This window comes from Rubrobacter taiwanensis (genome assembly GCF_004337705.1).
In the GTDB taxonomy this organism is placed as follows: domain Bacteria; phylum Actinomycetota; class Rubrobacteria; order Rubrobacterales; family Rubrobacteraceae; genus Rubrobacter_C; species Rubrobacter_C taiwanensis.
The window spans coordinates 78,852-98,447 of the sequence record NZ_SKBU01000015.1; the positions used below are offsets into that span (position 1 = coordinate 78,852).

Sequence of the window (19,596 nt, forward strand, 5' to 3'; positions counted from 1 at the left end):
GCCCTCCAGCACCGCCCTCAAACCCTCTCTGGCTATCTCGTGATCGTCCGCTATGAGCAGTCTGCGGGGTCCATACGCATCTCGCCGCAAAGCCCTCCTCCCCCTGCTCACCCGTCCCCTCCGGAGACGCGGACCTCGGCCTCAACCTCGGTACCGGTGCCCGGCCTGCTGCGTATCTCGAACCGGCCGCCGAGAAGAGCAACCCTCTCGCGCATGCTGGAGAGCCCGACCCTCTCGCCCGGACCGCTCCTGACCGGAACCTCGTCCGGGTCAAACCCATCCCCCCAGTCCCTGACCCGCAACCTGACGGAGCGCTCCAGCCGCTCCAGCGTCACCCGGACCCGGGCGGAAGGTGCGTGTTTGGCGGCATTCGACAGCGCCTCCTGCGCTACCCGGTAGAGAGCGGTCTCCACGGTTTCCGGAAGCCGCTCGTCTCCCAGCGTCTCCTCGTACTCCACCTGCCGCCCCTCGCCGGCCAGCTTCTTGACCTGCTCCTGAACGGCGGCCGCCAGCCCGAAGTCGTCGAGCGTGGTCGGCCTGAGATCAGCTATCACCTGCCGGGCATCCCTGACGGTCTGCTGGATCAGCTCCAGAGCCCGTTCGAGCTGCGCCCGGGCCCCGGGAGACTCGCAGCTGTGCCGCCGGGCGAAGGCCTGCAGGATCTGATGCGCACCTGCCGCCGTCTGCGCGAGCCCGTCGTGCACCTCGTAGGCGACCCGCCGCCGCTCTTCTTCCTGCGCTCTCAGCACCTGCCTGACCAGCTGGCGCAGCCGCCGCTCGTGCTCGACGAGCTCCTCGTACAGGCGGGCGTTCTCCAGCGCGCCCGCCGCCTGCCCGGCCAGACTGGTGAGCGTCTCCAGAGCGTCTTCCCGAGCGAGCGCCTCCGTTCCGTAGAGCTCCAGCAACCCGACTACCCGGCCTCCCGCCCGCAGCGGCAGATGCAGTCCCACGGACACGCCGGCCTCCCGCATCCGGAACAGGCGGCGCTCTCCGCTCTTCAGCGCCCGCCCGCGCGCCTCCTGTGCCGCCGGATCGGACCGGGCTGTCCTGCAGATCTCCTCCGGTCCGGCGGTGTCCTGCAGGCGCTCCGCACCTCCGGAGCCGCTCAGAAGGACGGCGCTCGCCTCGATACCCGACCTCCGCTGTACGATCTCCAGCAGCCAGGCGCAGATCTCATCCCGCCGGAGCGTGGAGCTTAGTATCCTGCCACCTTCGTGGAGTGTGAGCAGCGAGTTGAGGGCGCTCCGGAGTCTCTCCTCCATGCGCCTCTGCTCGGAGATATCGTAGATCAGGCCCTGCCAGAAGATGGGTCGCTCCCCCTCATCACGCACGAGTTCGGCCTCGTCGCGGACCCACACGGTTCGGCCGTCGCCGGCTATCAGCCGGTACTCCATCCTGAAGGGCTCGCCGCTCCTCTCGGCGCGGACGCGCCCGGACATCACCTCATCACGGTCCCCGGGATGGATGTCCCCGGGCGTCCCCTCGACCACCGGGCTTACATAGTGGATGGTGCCGTTTGCCTCCAGCACGTTCGCGATGTCCGGTGCCCGGAAGTAGTCCCGGCTGCGCCCGGAGAGCTCGCGCGCGGCGATCACAACGGCCGGCTGCCCCCGGAACCGGATCGGGGACGAGCTGACCGAAACCTCGATGGGACTCCCGTCACGGCGGCGGTGGACGGCCTTGACGTCCCGACAGACCTCCCTCAGACACCGCTCATCGCCCCCGCACTCCGGCCAGAGGTCTGAAAGACTGCGCCCGGCAAGCTCCTCTCCGGAAGCCCCGTACATCCGGCAGGCGCGGCCGTTCGCGTAGATCACCCGCCGGCTTCCGGCATCGAAGACCACCACGGCGTCGTGAACGAGCTCCCAGAGCGAAGCCCAGGGCTCCTGTTCGGAGTCCGGGGCGCCGCTCATTAAGCGCGCCCCCTCTCCCGATCCTCGATCCCGGACGTGGCCAGCCCGAGCTCGAGGGCACACACCGCCGCCTGCGTGCGGTCGGAGACGCCCAGCTTGGAGATCACGCTCCGCACCCGCGCCTTTACGGTGCTCACGCTAAAGAGCAGCTCCCGCGCGATCTGGGGGTTGGTGTACCCCCGCGCCAGAAGCCGCAGCACCTCCAGCTCTTCGTCCGTCAGGCGCTCCAGAGGCGGATGCGGTCCCGGGTCCGGCTCCTCCTCGCTCGCCAGCCGCTTCAGAAGGCGGGCGGCAAGCCCCTCATCCAGAGGCATCTCCCCGCAAAGCGTCCTCCTCACCACCTCAACCACCCGCCCCGCCGAAGCCTCCTTCAAAACATACCCCGAAGCCCCAGCCCTTATCGCCTCAAGCAGGTACTCCGCATCCTCGTGCATGGTCACCATCACCACGCTCACCTCAGAAAACTCCCGCTTGATCGCACGCGTGGCCTCAAGCCCGTCCATCCCGGGCATGCGCACATCCATCAAGACCAGATCCGGCCCAAGAGCCCGGCACAGCCTCAGAGCCTCCCGGCCGTCCCTAGCCTCCCCGACCACCTCGAAGTCCTCCTCACCCTCCAGCACCGCCCTCAAACCCTCTCTGGCTATCTCGTGATCGTCCGCTATGAGCAGTCCGTACGCCGCACGCCGCGGCCGCCGGGTCTCCCCCCGGCCGTTCCCTTCGTGATGGCCGGTTACACGGAACATCGGAAAAACCACCCTCCCTCCAAACGGCGAAGGTCGCGGGCTTCTCCCTGCTTTTCAGACAGTGTATGTGTATCAGTTATCGGAAGGACGGAGAGAAATCTTTAACGCGCGGAGCCGCAACCCACCGGACGGGTTATGCGGCGGCAAAGAGAAGCGCCCCCGGAGGGGGCGCTTGGGATTTTACAGTTACTTGCCTCAGCCTACTCGAAAGCGCCATCTCCTATATACCTACCCGCATTTTCGCCGGCCTTGTAGTACGTCCACGTTCCCTCAAGACCATCGTAGCTGCCCTGTATACTCTCGTCTGTGACGGTAATGGTTACACCCTCAGAAACGCGGAAGGAGTTGTCACCGGAGCCGATCTGCTGCCCGGAGTTGTACGTGCCGTTGGAGATACCGCTACCGGTTTCTGTTGCCATAGCAGTATCCATCGTCACGGCGTTCCGCACGTCCGACTTGGTTGTAGACACTTGAGCTTTGGTACGCTGGTTGAGGAACACCGGAATAGCGATGGCAGCGAGGACGCCGATAATGATCACGACCACCAGAAGCTCGATGAGGGTAAATCCCCGCTGATCTTCTTGCGCCTCCCTGATCTGGCGCAACATCTTTCCGAACCAGTGCAGCATCTCTTCTCCTTACTTGCTCGCTGCTCTTTTGCCTCTGTTTACTGTTAGGCCCGTTTCTCCGTGTTTTAGACACTTCCGGCAGTCTTTTTCCGGAGATTTTTCCGGTTTCCGGCCACGGCCGGAAACCGGCTACTGGTAGAGCTCCCGCCAGCTCCAGAGCTCCACGCCGTAGAAGCCGGGGCGGTAGAGAGCCTCCTCGCTGGCGAGCGGCTGCACCGAGCCGCGGATCGTTATGTTGCCCGAGGCGTTCACGAAACCGTCCAGGCAGGTGTTGCCTCCGGCATCGTCTGAGTCGCCGTCCTGGTAGATCCCGCCGCGCACGATCACCGTGCCCTGAAGGGGCGTGGTGTGCTGTCCCATCTTGAAGTCGCCGTTCGTGATCACCAGCGTTCCCCTCACCGGAGGATCGTTGCAGCTCTTCCCCACGCTCCAGGTCAGCGTGCTGGAGCTAGGCGAATCGGGGAACCGCACGAAAACCACCGTGCTGGAGGTCGAGTTCGCGGGCCAGGTGCTCAGGGTCTTGTTCCCGCTGGAGGCGTACTCTATGTAGTTGCCCTGCCGGATGGCCTCCTCGCGCAGGAACTCTATCTGGACCCCGTCCTGCTGGCCGAGCTGGCTTTCGTGCTCGAAGGGGAATGTGATCTCACCGCTGCCCTGCGGGCTGGAGGGATTCTCGACGAAGCGGGGGGTTGTGGGTTTCGACAGGTCGCCGTGGAAGTCCCGCGTCCCCATCTTGTCAGAGCCCGTGATCCTGCCCACCGCCCCGATCCCCGCGGCGTTCGTGGGACGCGCCGTGGTGTTGTAGGGCTCGTTCGCCCAGTCTCCGTAGGCCCGGTCCTCGCCCCGCACCTGCGCTCCGCCGTTGATTTCTACATTACCGAGGCTGAAGAGGCTCACACCGGTTATGTCCGCTGTGCCCCGGAGGGTTATGTTGCTCGGGGTGAAGTAGGCGCGGGGTACGCCCAGATCAACCGTGTGATAGACGGCCTCGACCCTGCGCACCGCGCCGCTGCCGTCCGCCGGGTAGTAACCGGTGGAGATTATCTTGAAGAAGGCCCGTTCCGTGGCTTCCACGTTCTCGGGAGCCACCTCCTCCACCCCGGCGCATTCATCGGCGTCATCGCCCGGCTGCCTCAGGCACTGGATGGTCACGTTGAACCTGCCGCCGGCGAAGTTCCGGCTGATGCCGCCCTCAGAACGGGTCACCGTTCCGCTGGTGCAGTCGGCCGGATCGCTGTAGACGGTGGTGAGCGGAGACCAGTCCTCGGCGATGACGCGCCGGTCGCCGCCTGTGCAGTCGTTGGAGAGCTCTAGATCATAGTGCCTCCGGTTGGCATCGGAGAGGAGCTGCCGCTTGGCGGCCTGCACCCCGGCCTCCGCTATGTCGGCGGCCCGCTGGCCCCGGTTCACCTCGACGACGGCCTCCAGATCGCTGCGCACGAAGACGAGCAGCCCCGCGCCCATCACGCCCACGATGACCATGACCATGATGGCCAGCGGTAGCGCTACTCCCGCCTCGTCTCTTGCGAACCCGACCGACACACCCGCTACCCTCTATCCGTCCGGTTCCTGAGCGCAACCTCGGTGGAGAGCGTCTGGGTGCCGGCCCACGGGCCGCGCCGCACCTCGATATCCAGCGTTATCCTCACCATCGCTATGTCGGACTCTCCGGTGGCTGCAGCCCCGCTCGCGTCCAGGTACTCGAAGCTCAGGTCGTCCACAAACTCCACCATCGGGAGCCCGTTGCGCATGAGCGTGGAGCCGTTCAGTTCGTAGATGATCTCCTCCCCGGGTGCGACCTTCCGGCTCCCGTCGAGGTCGTTGCCGAAGGAGATGTGCTCCGGCCCGTAGGAGGGGAGTAGCGTCTCGTCCCCCCCGGCCCTGTCGTACGGATGGGCGGCCGTCAGTTCCCGGTCCATCCGCTCCAGCCCCGCCCGGGCCTGCTCCACGGCCTCGGTCCTGTCGTTGCCGAAGCTGAAGATCCGCAGGCTCATGTCGAAGATGGAGTAGAGGGCGAACATGGCGGTGAGCATCAGCATCATCGCCACCAACAGCTCCGGGAGCGTGAACCCGCCCTCCTCCCGCCGCAGCCGCCGCACCGCTCTCATCTGGCCACCAGTCCCGTGGTGCTGTAAGACCGGCCGCCGCTCCAGACGACCGTCACCTCCACCCTCATCATGGTCCGGGCGGCGGGGTCCTCCACCACCTCCGGGCTGCCGGGAGGCCCTACCGAGACGAAGGCGGTCCTGACCCGGCAGGTGAAGCCCGGAGGTATCTCCACCCCCGTCCGGCAGGCGTGCGGACCGGGGGGCGGGTAGAGCTCGCGCACGCCTCCGGCCGGGCCGTCCGGAGCATGGTAGGGCAGAGCCCGGATGCCGTCCAGCTCGGCGGCTGCCAGCGCCCGGGCCCGGTCGTAGTTGCCGCCCAGCAGCGCTGCCCGGAGGCCCGCATCGAACATGCCGACCATCGGGATTACGGCGATGGCCAGGATCATGATCGCCACCATCACCTCGGCCAGCGAGTAGCCGGCTTCGCTTCCGAAGCGTCCGCTACTCAACGATCCTCACCCTCGAAGTCGTGGTGTTGATCTCCACATCGCGGTAGTTCTCCGGGTCGTCGACCGAACGGACCCGGACCGTGATGGTGCCTTCCGGAGGTTCCACCGAGCCCCGCGGGGTGAAGATCAGCGCGGCCCCGGTGGCCACCCGGGTGCCCTCCGGCAGGGTGCGTACGGCAGGGGTTTCACCGGCGGGGCCTATCGTGTAGGTCGCACCACCGGAGGTCAGAACGACCACCCGGTCCTCCAGACGGTTCGTGGCCCCGATGTGGGCCAGGCGCAGATCTGCGGCCAGCTGGTTGGCGGCCGAGTCCACCGCCCGGCTCTCCGATACGCTCCACCACACGGGCGCGGCCAGAGCGAACAGGATGCCCGCGATAGCCAGGACGGCCAGCACCTCTGACAGGGTGAATCCCCGTTCGCAGAGTCTCAGCCGGGGCACTCCACGCTCCCGCCGTCCGCGCCGTAGAGGCCCCTGAGCGCCTTTAGTGCCGAGGCCAGGGCGCGCGAGACCTTGCGCTGGGAGAGCCCGAGCATGCCACCGATCTCGGTCTGGGAGAGATCCTCGTAGAAGAAGAGATGGACGATCCTGCGCTGAAGCTCGGTCAGGGACTCCAGGGACTGCTCAAGCTGAATGCGGTCCTCCACCGGCAGGGTGAAGCTCTCATGCCGGATGCTCCTGATGGCCGAGAGGTCCGCACTCCCCTCACCGCCGTCCAGCGACACCACATCGGTCTCCAGAAAGAGCTTCATAAGCTCCAGCACACCCTCCGGTGCGACGTTGACCTCCTCCGCCAGCTCCTCGATCAGCGGCGGCCGGCCCAGCTTCGCGGTGAGCCGCAAGTTGGCCTCCTTGAGCTTCGCGTACAGGCTGCGCGCCCACCGGGGCTTCCTCACCAGCTCGGTGTCGCGGAAGTAATGCCGGAGCTCGCCGTCTATGGTCGCGTACGCGTAGGAGCCGAACTGCGCCCCGGATTCGCCCTTGTATCCGTTGATGGCCTTGATCAGGCCCAGATGAGCCACCTGGAGCAGATCCTCATACGGCTCTCCGGAGGCGGCCGCGTACCGGCCGGCCAGCCGCCTGAGCATCCCGCCGTGCAGGGTGAAGATGCGCTCCATGGCCCGCCGGTCGCCGCGCTCCCGGTACGCCTCCAGCAGCCGGAAGACCCGGTCCTTCCCTGTGCTGACGGGGGGAGAGATCGTCATGCCGGGAGTATGTAATACTTTGTAAGGCGCGCCCATATGCCATCCGGGCATTTCCCCTCTGCCGGGTGGACACTTGTACCGCGCCGCCGGGAGGGAGGCGCTCAGACCGTGCTTCTGAGCACCTCTTCGATCGTGGTCACACCGCGGGCGGCCTTCAGCAGGCCATCCTCCCGGAGCCGCATCATCCCCTGGCTCCGGGCGGCCTGCGCGATCTCGCTCGTCGGCGTCCGGCGGACGACCATCTCCCGAATCTCCTCACTCACCAGCATTAGCTCGTAGACCCCGACCCGGCCCCGGTAGCCGCTCCCGCCGCAGTGCCGGCAGCCGACGGCCTCCCGGAAATCCGGCTCCCCGACCCCGGACAGCTCGAAGGGGAATCCGACCTCCTCCAGAGTCCGGCGGTCCGGTTCGGCCGGGCGCGAGCAGCGGTCACAGACGCGCCGAGCCAGCCGCTGGGCCAGCACGCAGTCCACCGCCGAGGCCGTCAGGAAGGGCTCCACCCCCATGTCCGTGAGGCGGTTGAGAGCGCCGGGCGCGTCGTTCGTGTGCAGCGTGGCCAGAACCAGATGCCCGGTCAGGGCGGACTCGACGCTGATCTTAGCCGTCTCGTAGTCCCGGATCTCGCCGATCATGATCACCTCCGGGTCGCTGCGGAGGATGCTCCTGAGCCCTGAGGCGAACGTCAGCCCGACCCGGGGATTGACCTGGATCTGGTTGACGCCCGTGATCCGGTGCTCCACCGGATCCTCCACCGTCACGATGCTCCGCTCGGGCGAGTTGAGCTCGTTGAGGGTGGCGTACAGCGTGGTGGACTTGCCGCTCCCGGTCGGTCCGGTGACCAGGATGGCACCGTGCGGCCTGCCGAAAGCCTTCCGGTAGAGCTCCAGCATCCGGGACTCGAAGCCGAGCTTCTCCAGCTCCATCCTCGCCCCGCCCCCGTCCAGAATGCGCAGCACGAGCTTCTCCCCGTACACGGTCGGCAGCGAGGCCACCCGCAGGTCCGCGCCGGAGTCTCCGAGCCTGAGGGAGAACCGCCCGTCCTGTGGCACGCGCCGCTCGGCGATATTCATCCCGGCCATGATCTTGACGCGGGCCACGATCTCGCCGTGCAGCTTGCGCGGGATGGACATGATCTCCCGCAGGACCCCGTCTACCCGGAAGCGCACCGATATCTCGCTCGCCCACGGCTCGATGTGGATGTCCGACGCCCCGTCGGAGGCGGCCTGCTGCAGGATCGAGTTCACCAGCCGGATGATGGGTGCGTCCCCGACCTCCGCCTCGGAGGCGAGCTCCGGCTCCTCATCCGGAGCGCTCCTCTCCTGCGCCTCTCGCAGGAACTCCGAAACCTCGCCGCCCACGGCGAAGAGCCGGTTCTGAACCCGCCGCACGTCCTCCTCGGAGGCGACCACCGGCACCACCGGATGCCCGGAGATCATCTTGACATCGTCGAGCGCGTGCACGTTAGTGGGGTCGCTCATCGCCAGCCGGAGACGCCCGTCCTTCATCCCGAGCGGCAGAGCACCGTACCGCCGGAGCAGCTTCTCCCCTATCATGCCGGCCATCGCCAGATCTACCTGATCCTCGGAGAGCTCCACGTACTCCAGGTTGAGCCGCCGGGCTATGCCCCGTGCCAGATCCGCCGGGGAGATGTACCCCATCGAGACGAGGATGCTCCCGAGCCTCTTGCGCGTCCGGCGCTGCACCTCGAGCGCCCTTGCGAGCTGCTCTTCGGTCAGCTTCCCTTGCGCGATCAGGATGTCCCCGATCCTGCTGGCCTGCGCGGGCCGCTCGCCCCGGTCAAAGTACCGCACGCCGCATGACCTCCACGTTGGGCTCCCGGCCGGTCCACATCCGCTGCGCCCGCACCCCCTGGTAGAGCAGCATCAGACCCCCCGGCACCACCCTGCACCCTAGCTCGCGCGCCCGCTGAATGAGACGGGTCTCCCGCCCCGGCAGGTACACCGCATCGCAGACCGCCTTCCCCTCCAGAACCTCCGCGGCGACGGGGAGCGGATCCTCCGGCTCCATTCCCAGATAGGTGGAGTTGATGATGACGTCCGAGATGCGGGCAACCTCGCCCGCCTCCTCCCAATCGAGAACCTCCATCCCCCCTTCCGGCCTCCGCTCCTTGAGCACCCGGCGCAGCTCCTCGGCCCGCTTCCGCGTGCGGTTGGCGATGTAGAGCGCCCCCGCTCCCTCGCGCAGCACCTCTACCGCGATCGCCGCGGCCGCCCCCCCGGCCCCCAGCAGCAGGACCCTCCGCCCCCCGAACTCCACCCCGGACTCCCGGCAGGCGTCCACGAACCCCGCGCCGTCGGTGTTGAAGCCTAGCATCCTCCCGTCCTCGATCACGACGGTGTTGACGGCCCCGGAGACCTCGGCCGCCGCGTCCAGCGAGTCCAGGAGGGGGATGACCGCGCCCTTGTGCGGCATGGTGACGTTGAAGCCCCGGAACCCCAGGGCCCGCAAACCCTCCACCGCCGCGGCGAGCTGTCCGGGCTCCACGTCCATGGGAACGTAGACATAGTCCAGCCCGTCCGCCGCGAAGGCGGCGTTGTGCATCCGGGGGCTCAGGGTATGCCCCACCGGGTGGCCGATGATCCCGACCAGCGTCGCCCTCCCGCTAAAGAACATGGCGGTCCCTTCTACGATGGTTGTCGGCTCTTGGCCCACGCCGCTTTAGCCGCTACAGACCCGCTTCGGCCTTGGCCCGCAGGAACTCATCGTAGTCGTCGGTAAAGAAGTGCTCCCCGCCGCCCGGCCTGATAACGTAGTAGAGGTAGTTGGTGTCGGCCGGGTTGAGCGCGGCCTCTATGGAACCCAAGCTCGGGCTCGCTATCGGGCCGGGGGGCAGACCGCGATTCTGATAGGTGTTGTACGGTGAGTCTATCTGTGTGTCCTGGATGGAGAGACGTTCCCGGTTCTCGCCAAGAGCGTACTGGATCGTGGCGTCTATCTGCAGCGGCATCCCCTCCTCTAGACGGTTGTAGATCACGGACGCGACGAGGGGACGCTCGGCGTCGTTGGCCGACTCACGCTCGATCATGGAGGCCACGGTTATGAGCTCGTACTCGTTGAGCCCCGTGCGCCGCTCGGCCGCCTCGAAATCCAGCCCCTGCGTCTCGATCAGGTACTGCTCCAGCAGCCGGTTGACCATCTGCCGGGCCGTGGTCCCCTCCTCGAACTCGTAGGTCTTGGGGAAGAGGAAGCCCTCGGTGGTGCGGGCTCCCTCCAGAAAGGCGTAACCGTAGTCCGTCCGGCGGGCAGCCTCGGCAAACTCCTCAGCGGAGACGGAGGTCTCCTCCCCGATCACCTGCGCCGTCTGCTCCAGGGTGAGCCCCTCCGGGATGGTAACCCGGTACACCTGCACCGGCTGTCCGGCGGAGAGGGTCTCGATGATCTCGTCCGTGCCGGCGCTCCGGGACAGCTCGTACTCACCCGGCTTGAGATCCGTGCCCGCGCCCTTGAGCCGAACCTCCAGCGTGAAGAGCGTGGCGTTCCCGATGATACCGGCCTCCTTCAGCTTCCCGGCTATCTCCGAGAGCGAGTCGCCCTCCTCGATGACCACCCGCGCGGTCTCCCCGCCGGCTTCCTCCCCGCCGCCGAACGCCTGAGAGATCAGGTACACCCCGCCGAAGATCAGCAGAGCCACCAGCAACAGCGGGATCACGGGGCTCCGGCGCTTCCTCCGCCGGCGGACCCGGACAGCGTCGCTCCTCTTCAGAACCTCAAGGCGCTCTTCCAGATCTTCCGGGTCCCGGTACCTTCGCCTGCTGTAACTACCGTGGCGATCCAACGCTCCCCCTCCTGAGAGTCAGATACTCCTGCAACATGTGAGCAGCGGCTACGTCGTCCACCGGGCCCCGCTTCCGGCTCCCCGCGGCGAGCCGGGTGGTAAACCTCTCGTCCCACTCCACGAACCTCACCCCGGGCAGGGCCCCTCGCAGCTCGGAGAGCACCTCCATGGTTCGCCGGGCCTGAAAGCCGGCCTCGCCCCGGAGGTTCCTCGGCACCCCGACCACGATCTCCCGTATCCGCTCCCTCCGGACCAGCTCCCGGAGGCGGGGGACCAGCTCGTCACGCGTCACTATCCCGTGCGGCCGTGCGATCACGCCCCCGGGATCGGAGATGGCAACGCCGGTGCGCACCTCCCCGAGGTCCAGAGCGAGGATTCTCTCCCGGAGAGGCACTACGCTCCGGACGCGAGCCTCTCGCGCAGGAGCTCGCGAGCCCGGTCCAGTGCCCGGGGAACGGCGGCGGCATCGCCCCCGCCGCCCTGAGCCATGGTAGGACCACCGCCGCCCCCGCCGCCGAGGATCTCCGACATCGCCCGCACGAGATCCCCGGCCCTGACCTTGCGGGCGACCTCGTCGTGCAGGTTGGCGACGACGACGGCCTTGCCGTCCAGTTCGGCCGCCAGTACCGCGGCCGCCGGCCCGCCCACCCGGTTCTTCACGTCGTCCGTGAGCTGCCGCAGCGCCTTCACGTCGGGAGCCACGACCTTGCCGACGACTATCCGGGCTCCGTCGACGGTCTCGGCGTTCTGCACCAGCTCGCCGACGGCCTCCAGGCCGCTCCGGAGCACCTGCCGCTCGGCGGCCCTGCGGGCCTCCTGCGCCTCTCGCCGCAACCCGGAGACGACCTCCGGCAGCCTCGCGGGCTCCACGTTCAGCTCGGAGGCGAGCCGCTCGGCGATCCCGGCCGTCCGCAGCAGGTAGTAGATCGCCTCCCGGCCGGTGATCACCTCTATCCGGTAGAGATCCGCACCGTGCTTGCGGTTGGAGAGCACCTTGAAAGCACCGATCTCGGCCGTGCGGCTCACGTGCGTCCCGCCGCACAGCTCGCGTGAGAAGCCGTCTATCTCCACGACCCGTACCAGATCGCCGTACTTCTCCCCGAAGAGCATTATCGCGCCGAGGTTGCGGGCCTCCTCCAGCGTGGTGATGTAGTAGCGGACGGGCTGGTTCTCCGTGATCTTGAGCACCGCCTGCTCCTGCACGCGCGCTATGTCCTCATCAGTAACCTGCCCGGAGTAGCGGTAGTCGAAGCGCAGCCGATCCGGCCCCACGTAGCTCCCGGCCTGCACGACCTCCTTGCCGAGCACCGCCCGGAGCGCCCAGTGCAGGATGTGGGTGGCGGTGTGGTTGGCCTCTATCTGCTGCCGCCGGACCCGGTTTATGGAAGCCGTGACCACGTCGCCCGGCCGCAGCTCCCCCTCCTTGACGCGGGCTCGCAGGACCTGGTAGTCCCCGGCGGGTATGGAGTCCACGACCTCCAGCTCCCCGCCCTCGCCGCTGATCCAGCCCACGTCCGCGACCTGACCGCCGCCGGTCGCGTAGAACGGGTTCTCCTCCAGCACGAGGTAGAACTCTCCCCCGGTGTCCGGCGCCGGCTCCAGAGCCAGGATGCGGGTCTCGACCTGCTCCCGCTCGTAGCCCACGAACCGGCTCTCAACCTCCAGGTCTCCGAAAGCGGCTACCGCACGCTCGTAGCCCCGCTGGGCGGCCCGGGCCCGCTCCCGCTGCTCCCTCATGGCCCGCTCGAAGCCCGCCTCGTCGAGCGAGACGCCGCGCTCCGCCAGGATCTCCCGCGTAACCTCCACCGGAAAGCCGTAGGTGTCGTGCAGCGTGAAGGCCACCTCGCCCGGGAAGCTGCCGCCCTGCAGGCGCTGCAGCTCGCCCTCCAGCAGGCGCGCACCCTGTTCGTAGATCTCGATAAAGCGCTGCGCCTCGCGCGTGACCACCCGGCCGATCTCGTCCCGGGCCCCTTTGAGCTCGGGGTAGTGCTCGCCCATGTAGTCCACAACGGCCTCCGCGAGACCCGCGACCTGTCCGGCGCTCATGCCGAGCCGCGAGTACGCCTCCCGCGTCGCCCGGCGGATTATGCGCCGCAGAACGTATTCACGATGCTGGTTGCCGGGGCGCACGCCGTCGGCGATGAGAAACGCCATGCCCCGGGCGTGATCGGCCAGGATGTAGAGCGCCCGGTCGGCGGCCTCCGACTCCCCGCGCCGGATGCCAACGTACTCGGCGGCCCGCTCGAAGATCGGGGCATACAGATCGGTGTCGTAGACGGTGCGCACGCCCTGCATCACGGCCGCCGTGCGCTCGAGCCCCATGCCCGTATCGATGCCGGTCTTGGCGAGCGGTCTGAGCGTGCCGTCCTTGAGCTGCTCGTACTGGTTGAAGACCAGGTTCCAGATCTCCAGGAAGCGGCCGTCGCCCTCATCACCGCCCGGCCCGTACTTCGGATCTTTGAGCGGGTCGCCCGCTCCGTACTCCTCGCCGTAGTCGTAGTAGACCTCGGAGCACGGCCCGCAGGGGCCGGAGTCGCCCGGCGGACCCCACCAGTTCTCACTCTTGGGCAGTCCGAAGATCCTCTCCTCCGGCACCCCGACGGCCATCCAGTGCTCCCGGGCCTCCACGTCCTCGGGCGCGCTCTCGTCGCCCTCGAAGATCGTGATCCAGAGCCGGTCTCCGGGGATGCCCAGCTCCTGGGTGAGGAACTCCCAGGCCCACTCGATGGCCTCCTTCTTGAAGTAGTCGCCGAAGGAGAAGTTCCCGAGCATCTCGAAGAAGGTGAGGTGCGAGGGATCGCCGACCTCCTCCAGATCCTGGGTGCGGAAGCACTTCTGCACGCTGGTGGCCCGCGGCGCAGGCGGCTTCTCCTGCCCCAGGAAGTAGGTTATGAACTGCTGCATCCCGGCCGTGGTCAGCAGGACAGTGGGGTCGTTGTGCGGGATGAGCGACGAACTCGGGTAGAGCCTGTGATCCCGCTCGACGAAGAAATCCAGGAATCTCCGGCGTATCTCATGACTTTTCATTGGGCGTATTCTACTTTTTCAGCCGCCGTTTTCCAGTTCTTTGCGCAGCTCTCCGAGCGCCCGGCGCATGAGCCGCGAGACGTGCATCTGGCTGACCCCGATCTCCTTCGCGATCTCGGTCTGCGTCTTCCCCTCGTTGAAGCGCAGCTCCAGTATCCGGCGCTGCTGCCCCTGCAGCGCCTGCATGGCCCTCTGCAGCAGCACCCGATCTTCGGTGCCGGCGATATCCTCGTCCTCATCCGGCTGCAGGTCCATGATCGTGTCGCCCTCGTCCTCCTCCTGATTGACGGGAGCGTCCAGACTTACCGTGTTGTACGCCCGCCCCAGCGCCAGAGCCTCGGCCACGCTCTCCACATCAGAGTCCAGATGCTCGGCCAGCTCCTCCATAGTGGGCGAGCGGCCGGTCCTGACCGTGCTCTCCCGCACGGCCTCCTTGGCGGCCTGCCGCAGCTCCTGCAGTCCCCGGGGCACGCGCATCGCCCACCCCTTGTCCCGGAAGTGGCGCTTGATCTCCCCCAGGATGTTGGGCGTGGCATAGGTGGAGAGCTCTATGTTCCGGTCCACGTCGAAGCGGTCCACCGCCTTGATGAGCCCCACGGAGCCGACCTGTATCAGATCATCCAAAGGCTCGCCACGGCCCGTGAACTTGCGGGCCAGAAACTCCACGAGCGGCAGATGCTCCTGTATTATGGCCTCGCGCGCCTTCTCGTCGCCCCGCCTGTGGTAGCGTTCGAGCAGCTCGCGGGTGCGGCGCTTGTCCGGGCGGCGGTATCTGCGCGTCATGCCACCAGCTCGGCCACGGTCCGCCACCCGCCGGATTCGGGCGACTCCACCTCGGCCGTGATCTTCTCCTCCTCGCAGAGGAATCTGAACCTCAGCGTCCGGCCGCTCTCGACCTGCAGGCGCTCCAGCGCCTGCACGAACTCGTCCATGTTCCCAACCCCGATCCGGGCCCGGGCCGACATGCCCGCCACCACGAGCCCCAGGCAGGAGCGCACCTCCGCGCCCGGAGGCAGCGTCAGGTAGACGAAGTCCCCGCCGCGGGAGGCCAAACTGCCTACCCCTCCACGCGATCCAGGCGCTCGGTAGTGTCCGGGTCGGGCTGCGGAACGTTGACGTCCGCAGCGCTGGTCTTCCCGGCCCGGCTCGCCTCGCCGCCGTGCCGGCTGAGCTCCCGCAGGATCTCCTCCCGCCGCTGCGCGGCAGCAGCCCTGCCGGCCACCACCGCCCGCCGGAAACGGTCGCGTACGTCTTCGGGCAGCTCCCGCAGCTGCTCCGGCAGCTTCCGGCGCAGCTCTTCATTGGTGGCGTAGAGCGTCCCGGCCACGCCGAGCGCGGCCCCCACGATAAGCTTGCCCCAATCGGCCATCTACCTCGCCTCCCGCCCGCGGAAGAACTCCCCGATCCCGCGCGACACCCCGCTTGCGGCCGCGGAGACCTTGATGACGCCCCCCCGGATGCTCTGGGTTATCGCGGTGGTGGTCTGGTCCAGCTCGCCCGTTATGTCCGTGACGTCACCTACGGCGGTGTCCAGCTGGGAGAGCTGGCTGTTTATGTTGTCCACCGTAACATGCGTCTTGCCGACCAGCGGGACGAGCTCTCTGGAAACCTCTTTTATCGTCTGTTCTGTGGTCGAGAAGATGCGGGCCAGCCTCAGAAACGTGTAGGCTAGCAACAGAAACGCTATCGCTATGGCGATGAACAGCGCGCCGCGCGCAACCTCAACGAAGATCTCCAACCTTCTCTACACCTCCAGCGAAGCTCGGATCCGGTCACCCCCCATTATAACCGCCCGCGGCGTCCGGCCTCTGTATGATCCCGCCGCCGACCACCCGATCGCCAGCGTAGAAGACGGCCGACTGCCCCGGCGCGACGCCCGGAATCTTCTCCCCCAGCCGCACGCGGCACGCCCCGTTACCTGCCGGCTCTACCCGGCAGGTAACGGGGCGGCTGTTGTAGCGGACCTGCACCGCCTCTGCCAGCTCCGGCTCCAGGAACCAGTTGAGGCCGCAGACCCGGATCTCGTCCACCTCCAGATCGCGCCTGCGCCCCACGACGACCTGCCGGCTCTGCGGCCGCACCTCGGTTACGTACAGCGGCTCCCCGGCGGAGATTCCGAGCCCCCGCCGCTGCCCGATGGTGAAGTTCACAACTCCCCCGTGCCGCCCCAGAACCCGGCCCTCACGATCCACTATCTCCCCGGATTCGACCGGCACGCGCCCGCGGATGAAGCTCCGGTAGTCCCCGTCCGGGATGAAGCAGATGTCCTGACTCTCCGGCGTGTACGCGACCGCCAGCTCCCGCTCGGCCGCGATCCTCCGGATGTCGGATTTCAGGTACTCCCCGAGCGGGAAGACCGTGCGCGCCAGAAGCTCCTTCGGGACCGGCCAGAGCACGTACGTCTGGTCCTTCGCCCGGTCCGTGGGCCGCGCCAGGGTCGGTCCCTCCACGACCCGTGCGTAGTGCCCGGTGGCTATGTGCTCGTAGCCGAGCCTGTCGGCCAGAAACGCCGCAGCGTGGAACTTGACGTGCGCGTTGCACGCCACACAGGGGTTCGGCGTGCGGCCCCTTGCATAAGAGCCTATGAAGTCCTGCATCACGCGCTTGCCGAACAGCTCCTTGAGGTTGAGCGTGAAGTGCGGGATGCCCACGCGGTGGGCCGTGTCCCGGGCGAAGAGCACCGTGTCCGGCGAACAGCACGAGCGGCTGCCCTTCTCGCCGTCGTGCAACCGGAAGGTGACGCCGACCACCTCGTACCCGGCCTCCTTCAGCAGCAGCGCGGTCATGGCCGAATCCACGCCGCCGCTCATCGCCGCCACGACGGTCTTAGCCACGGTATCCCTCCACCAGATCGGCCTCCTCGGCTTCCCGGTTCCAGTAGTCTTCAAGCGCCCTGTGCAGCGCGTCCAAAACCAGCGTGAGCGCGTGCTCCTTGCCCTCGGGCAGCTCGCCACCGAGAGCGCGCCGCAGATCCTCCCGGGAGATCGCCGCCGCCCGGATTATGCTTTCGCCCTGGATCAGCTCCGTCATGGCCGATCCGGCCGCAATGCACGGCGCACAGCCATAGGCCTTGTAGCCGACCGCGGCCACCGTTCCGTTCGAGATCCGCACCGTAAAGCGCACCACATCGCCGCAGGCGGCGTGCCCCGACTCCCCGAAGCCGTCCGGTTCGGAGAGCTCGCCCACGTTCTGGGGACGCACCAGGTGCTCTATGAGCTCGGGCCGGTACATCTCAGCCTCCCGTCCGCAGAGGTGAGAGCTCCCTCAGCCCCGCTACGGCCCCGGAGAACGCCTCCACGAACCGGTCTACCTCCTCCACGGTGTTCTCCCGCCCGACGGAGATCCTGACAGCCGAGAACGCTTCGCGCTCGCCCAGCCCCATCGCCAGCAGCACTGGAGATGCCTTGTGCTCCCCGGATGAGCACGCAGAGCCCTTCCCGACGGCGAACCCCTGCGCGTCCAAAACCAGCACCAGCCCCTCGGCCTCCACCCCGTCGACGCTCACGTGCACGTTGTTGGGCAGCCGCCGCTCCGGGTGCCCGTTCAGGCTCACGCCGGGTATCCGCGTGAGCCCGGAGATGATCCTGTCCCGGAGCTCGCGCTCGTGGCGCATCCGCTCCTCCAGCTCTGCGCGGGCGATACGGCAGGCGACCCCCAGCCCGCAGATGCCGGCCACGTTCTCCGTTCCGTTCCTGAGCCCCCGCTCCTGGCCGCCGCCGAACGAGACGGGTGCGAGCTCCACGCCCTCCCGGACGTAGAGTACTCCCACACCCGGCGGGCCGTAGAGCTTGTGCCCGGAGAAGGCCAGCGTAAAGACCGGCGCCTCCTCGACGCTCACCGGCAGATGTCCCACCGCCTGCACGGCGTCGGTGTGGAACGGCACGCCGCACTCGCGACAGATCTCCGCCAGCTCCGCCACCGGCTGCACGCTCCCGACCTCGTTGTTTGCCCACATGACGGTGGCGAACGCCGTGTCCGGCCGCAGCGCCCGCCGGAACGCCTCCGGGTCCACCACGCCGTACGCGTCTACCTCCAGCCAGGTCACCTCGTACCCCCCGGCCTCCAGATGCTTCACCGCGTTGCGGACCGCCGGGTGCTCGATGGGCGCGGCAACGATGTGCCTCTTCTCTCCCGCCGCCCGCGCCAGCCCGAAGACGGCCAGATTGTCGGCCTCGGTGCCGCCGCCGGTGAATATGATCTCCTGCGGCTCCGCCCCGAGCAGCCGGGCGACCTCCTCCCGGGCCTCCTCGATCGCGTTCCGCGCCGCAACACCGCCCGAGTGGATCGAGGACGGGTTCCCCCGCACCTCCCGGAGGTGGCGCAGCATGGCCTCCAGAACCCGCGGGTCGGGAGGGGTCGTAGCTGCGTGATCCAGGTAGATGCCCATACCAGATCTAGTTTAACCCATCTACCCGGGATTTCAGGGCGTTACTAGATCACTGCGGACCCGGCGACCGCGCCGGAGGGGTCCACAAGCGCAACCTGATCCCCGGCCACAAGGTTCATCTCCCGGCCGCCCCGGAAGGTGCCGGCGACCCGGTCCCCCCGCTCGTCGGTTATGCCGGGCACCCGGCCCACCGAGACCGTCTCCCCCGGCGCGATCGGGATGGAGTCCGGAATCTGAACCCCCGGCGAATCCTCCCCCGGCTCGCCCAGCTCCGGATCGAGCACCCGCAGGCTCCAGCCCCGCAGGTTCACGTCCTCCGCAGATTCGTTCGTGACGGTGAAGTACTCGATGCCGCCCCCCGCGGACGTGAGCCGCACGCTCTCCAGCGTGACGGCGAACTCGCTCGTGTTGGTCCGGACGCTCTCGTCGGTGGTGACGTCGAAGAGTGCCTGATCCATGACACCCGCCTCCACATAGCCCTGCCAGAGGTTCTCGATGTGGTAGCCGCCGGCGCGCGGAGCCAGCACGGCCACAAACGGCGTGAACCCCACGTTCAGCTGAGCCGCCAGGCTCCCGTACTCCCCGCTCCGCAACCCGCCCGCTGGGGCCGCCGGCCCGGGCCGGCCTATGTCGTAGGTGAAGAACTCGACCCCCGGATACTCCGGGCGCAGGGACTCGAGCGCAGAGCTTACCTCCCGGTCGACGGTGAGCCCCTGCGGGTAGTTCACCCGCTCACCCTGCGTGAAATCTGCCTCCGGTTTGAAGAATCCGACCACGATGATCGCGCGGCGCTGGTAGGCCGCCCGGAAGTCCGGAGGCACGGGCTGGTTCAGATTCAGCTCGAACGGCGTGCCCTCCAGCGCCTCTACCTGCGTCTCGGCCACCGCCGTCTCATCCTCCGGAGTCCCGAAGGGAGCCGCCTCTACCTCCACGGGCTCCGGTGGCGGCTCGGGAGCCGGCTCCTCAATCCCGCACCCGATAACCAGGAGAACGGCCGGTACCAGCACCAGGACCGCGAGTCTGGATAACAACCCCTTACACCTCCGCGCATAAAAGGCTCCACCCTGCCGTCGCGGCGAATTTTTTGAACCTGCTTCGCAGGTGGGTGTCCCAGAGGACGGTGCGCTCGTCCGGAGCAGCAAGGCCCTTAATGGAGACTCCCTCGTCAGTTAGGGTGTTGGCCCAAAATGTCTTCGCCGCTAACGCACAGGGTCGAGCCTGTAAGGGTAAGTTACCACAGGCGGGGCGGGTAAGCAACAGAGCTTGCGCCCTCCCCGCTCTCCCTTATACTTGCAGCGACCGACCACGTTACGAACCGGCACATCCGGCGATCTA

The 19,596-nt window shown here is 67.6% G+C and carries 21 protein-coding genes and 1 other RNA gene; all 22 read right to left on the minus strand.

The genetic code is table 11. The features are described 5' to 3' along the window. Positions 1–107 precede the first annotated feature (107 nt). Entirely contained in the window at positions 108–1,913 is a 1,806-nt protein-coding gene (locus E0L93_RS08055) for a sensor histidine kinase (protein ID WP_132690755.1), read from the minus strand. Further along, complete coding sequence (locus tag E0L93_RS08060; RefSeq protein ID WP_132690757.1) at positions 1,913–2,659, minus strand: response regulator transcription factor; 747 nt, start codon at positions 2,657–2,659, stop codon at positions 1,913–1,915. Before E0L93_RS08060 ends, E0L93_RS08055 begins: the two co-directional genes overlap by 1 nt. A 200-nt stretch (positions 2,660–2,859) precedes the next feature. After that, entirely contained in the window at positions 2,860–3,288 is a 429-nt protein-coding gene (locus E0L93_RS16440) for a pilin (RefSeq protein ID WP_279387464.1), read from the minus strand. 129 nt (positions 3,289–3,417) lie between these two features. Next, positions 3,418–4,830, minus strand: a complete 1,413-nt coding sequence (locus tag E0L93_RS08070; RefSeq protein ID WP_132690759.1) for a hypothetical protein — start codon at positions 4,828–4,830, stop codon at positions 3,418–3,420. A 5-nt stretch (positions 4,831–4,835) separates the two neighbouring features. Further along, the gene (locus tag E0L93_RS08075; protein ID WP_132690761.1) at positions 4,836–5,396 is read right to left on the minus strand and encodes a PulJ/GspJ family protein; all 561 of its coding nucleotides are present in this window, start codon (positions 5,394–5,396) and stop codon (positions 4,836–4,838) included. Next, positions 5,393–5,845 carry a type IV pilus modification PilV family protein gene (locus tag E0L93_RS08080; protein ID WP_132690763.1) on the minus strand — a complete coding sequence of 151 codons (453 nt, stop codon included), beginning with the start codon at positions 5,843–5,845 and terminating at the stop codon, positions 5,393–5,395. The genes E0L93_RS08075 and E0L93_RS08080 overlap by 4 nt, the downstream gene beginning before the upstream one ends. Then, positions 5,838–6,287: a type II secretion system protein gene (locus E0L93_RS08085; protein ID WP_132690765.1), complete on the minus strand. Its 450-nt coding sequence runs from the start codon at positions 6,285–6,287 to the stop codon at positions 5,838–5,840. The genes E0L93_RS08080 and E0L93_RS08085 overlap by 8 nt, the downstream gene beginning before the upstream one ends. Further along, entirely contained in the window at positions 6,275–7,051 is a 777-nt protein-coding gene (locus E0L93_RS08090; protein WP_165874242.1) for a sigma-70 family RNA polymerase sigma factor, read from the minus strand. The genes E0L93_RS08085 and E0L93_RS08090 overlap by 13 nt, the downstream gene beginning before the upstream one ends. A gap of 101 nt (positions 7,052–7,152) precedes the next feature. Then, complete coding sequence (locus E0L93_RS08095; RefSeq protein ID WP_132690769.1) at positions 7,153–8,862, minus strand: GspE/PulE family protein; 1,710 nt, start codon at positions 8,860–8,862, stop codon at positions 7,153–7,155. Next, a complete protein-coding gene (locus E0L93_RS08100; protein ID WP_132690771.1) occupies positions 8,849–9,685 on the minus strand; it encodes a shikimate dehydrogenase in 837 nt (278 codons plus the stop codon). Before E0L93_RS08100 ends, E0L93_RS08095 begins: the two co-directional genes overlap by 14 nt. A gap of 52 nt (positions 9,686–9,737) precedes the next feature. Then, positions 9,738–10,847, minus strand: coding sequence for an endolytic transglycosylase MltG (gene mltG, locus E0L93_RS08105; protein WP_132690773.1), 1,110 nt, complete (start codon positions 10,845–10,847; stop codon positions 9,738–9,740). Beyond that, positions 10,831–11,241 carry a Holliday junction resolvase RuvX gene (gene ruvX / locus E0L93_RS08110; RefSeq protein ID WP_132690775.1) on the minus strand — a complete coding sequence of 137 codons (411 nt, stop codon included), beginning with the start codon at positions 11,239–11,241 and terminating at the stop codon, positions 10,831–10,833. The genes mltG and ruvX overlap by 17 nt, the downstream gene beginning before the upstream one ends. Further along, the gene (gene alaS / locus E0L93_RS08115; RefSeq protein WP_132690777.1) at positions 11,241–13,874 is read right to left on the minus strand and encodes an alanine--tRNA ligase; all 2,634 of its coding nucleotides are present in this window, start codon (positions 13,872–13,874) and stop codon (positions 11,241–11,243) included. The genes ruvX and alaS overlap by 1 nt, the downstream gene beginning before the upstream one ends. An 18-nt stretch (positions 13,875–13,892) precedes the next feature. Then, a complete protein-coding gene (locus tag E0L93_RS08120) occupies positions 13,893–14,657 on the minus strand; it encodes a SigB/SigF/SigG family RNA polymerase sigma factor (protein ID WP_132690779.1) in 765 nt (254 codons plus the stop codon). After that, positions 14,654–14,926, minus strand: a complete 273-nt coding sequence (locus tag E0L93_RS08125; RefSeq protein WP_132690781.1) for a hypothetical protein — start codon at positions 14,924–14,926, stop codon at positions 14,654–14,656. Before E0L93_RS08125 ends, E0L93_RS08120 begins: the two co-directional genes overlap by 4 nt. Before the next feature lie 5 nt (positions 14,927–14,931). Next, positions 14,932–15,243 carry a hypothetical protein gene (locus E0L93_RS08130; RefSeq protein WP_132690783.1) on the minus strand — a complete coding sequence of 104 codons (312 nt, stop codon included), beginning with the start codon at positions 15,241–15,243 and terminating at the stop codon, positions 14,932–14,934. Further along, on the minus strand, positions 15,244–15,612 hold the full coding sequence (locus E0L93_RS08135) for a DUF948 domain-containing protein (protein ID WP_132690785.1): 369 nt from the start codon (positions 15,610–15,612) through the stop codon (positions 15,244–15,246). A gap of 34 nt (positions 15,613–15,646) precedes the next feature. After that, on the minus strand, positions 15,647–16,708 hold the full coding sequence (mnmA, locus tag E0L93_RS08140; protein ID WP_132690787.1) for a tRNA 2-thiouridine(34) synthase MnmA: 1,062 nt from the start codon (positions 16,706–16,708) through the stop codon (positions 15,647–15,649). Next, positions 16,701–17,105, minus strand: coding sequence for an iron-sulfur cluster assembly scaffold protein (locus E0L93_RS08145; RefSeq protein WP_132690789.1), 405 nt, complete (start codon positions 17,103–17,105; stop codon positions 16,701–16,703). The genes mnmA and E0L93_RS08145 overlap by 8 nt, the downstream gene beginning before the upstream one ends. A gap of 1 nt (position 17,106) precedes the next feature. Next, positions 17,107–18,261 carry a cysteine desulfurase family protein gene (locus E0L93_RS08150; protein WP_132690791.1) on the minus strand — a complete coding sequence of 385 codons (1,155 nt, stop codon included), beginning with the start codon at positions 18,259–18,261 and terminating at the stop codon, positions 17,107–17,109. Positions 18,262–18,305: 44 nt separating this feature from the next. Beyond that, complete coding sequence (locus tag E0L93_RS08155) at positions 18,306–19,292, minus strand: lamin tail domain-containing protein (protein WP_132690793.1); 987 nt, start codon at positions 19,290–19,292, stop codon at positions 18,306–18,308. A gap of 21 nt (positions 19,293–19,313) precedes the next feature. Continuing rightward, a non-coding RNA gene (gene ssrS, locus E0L93_RS08160) (6S RNA) lies at positions 19,314–19,482 on the minus strand. Positions 19,483–19,596 lie beyond the last annotated feature (114 nt).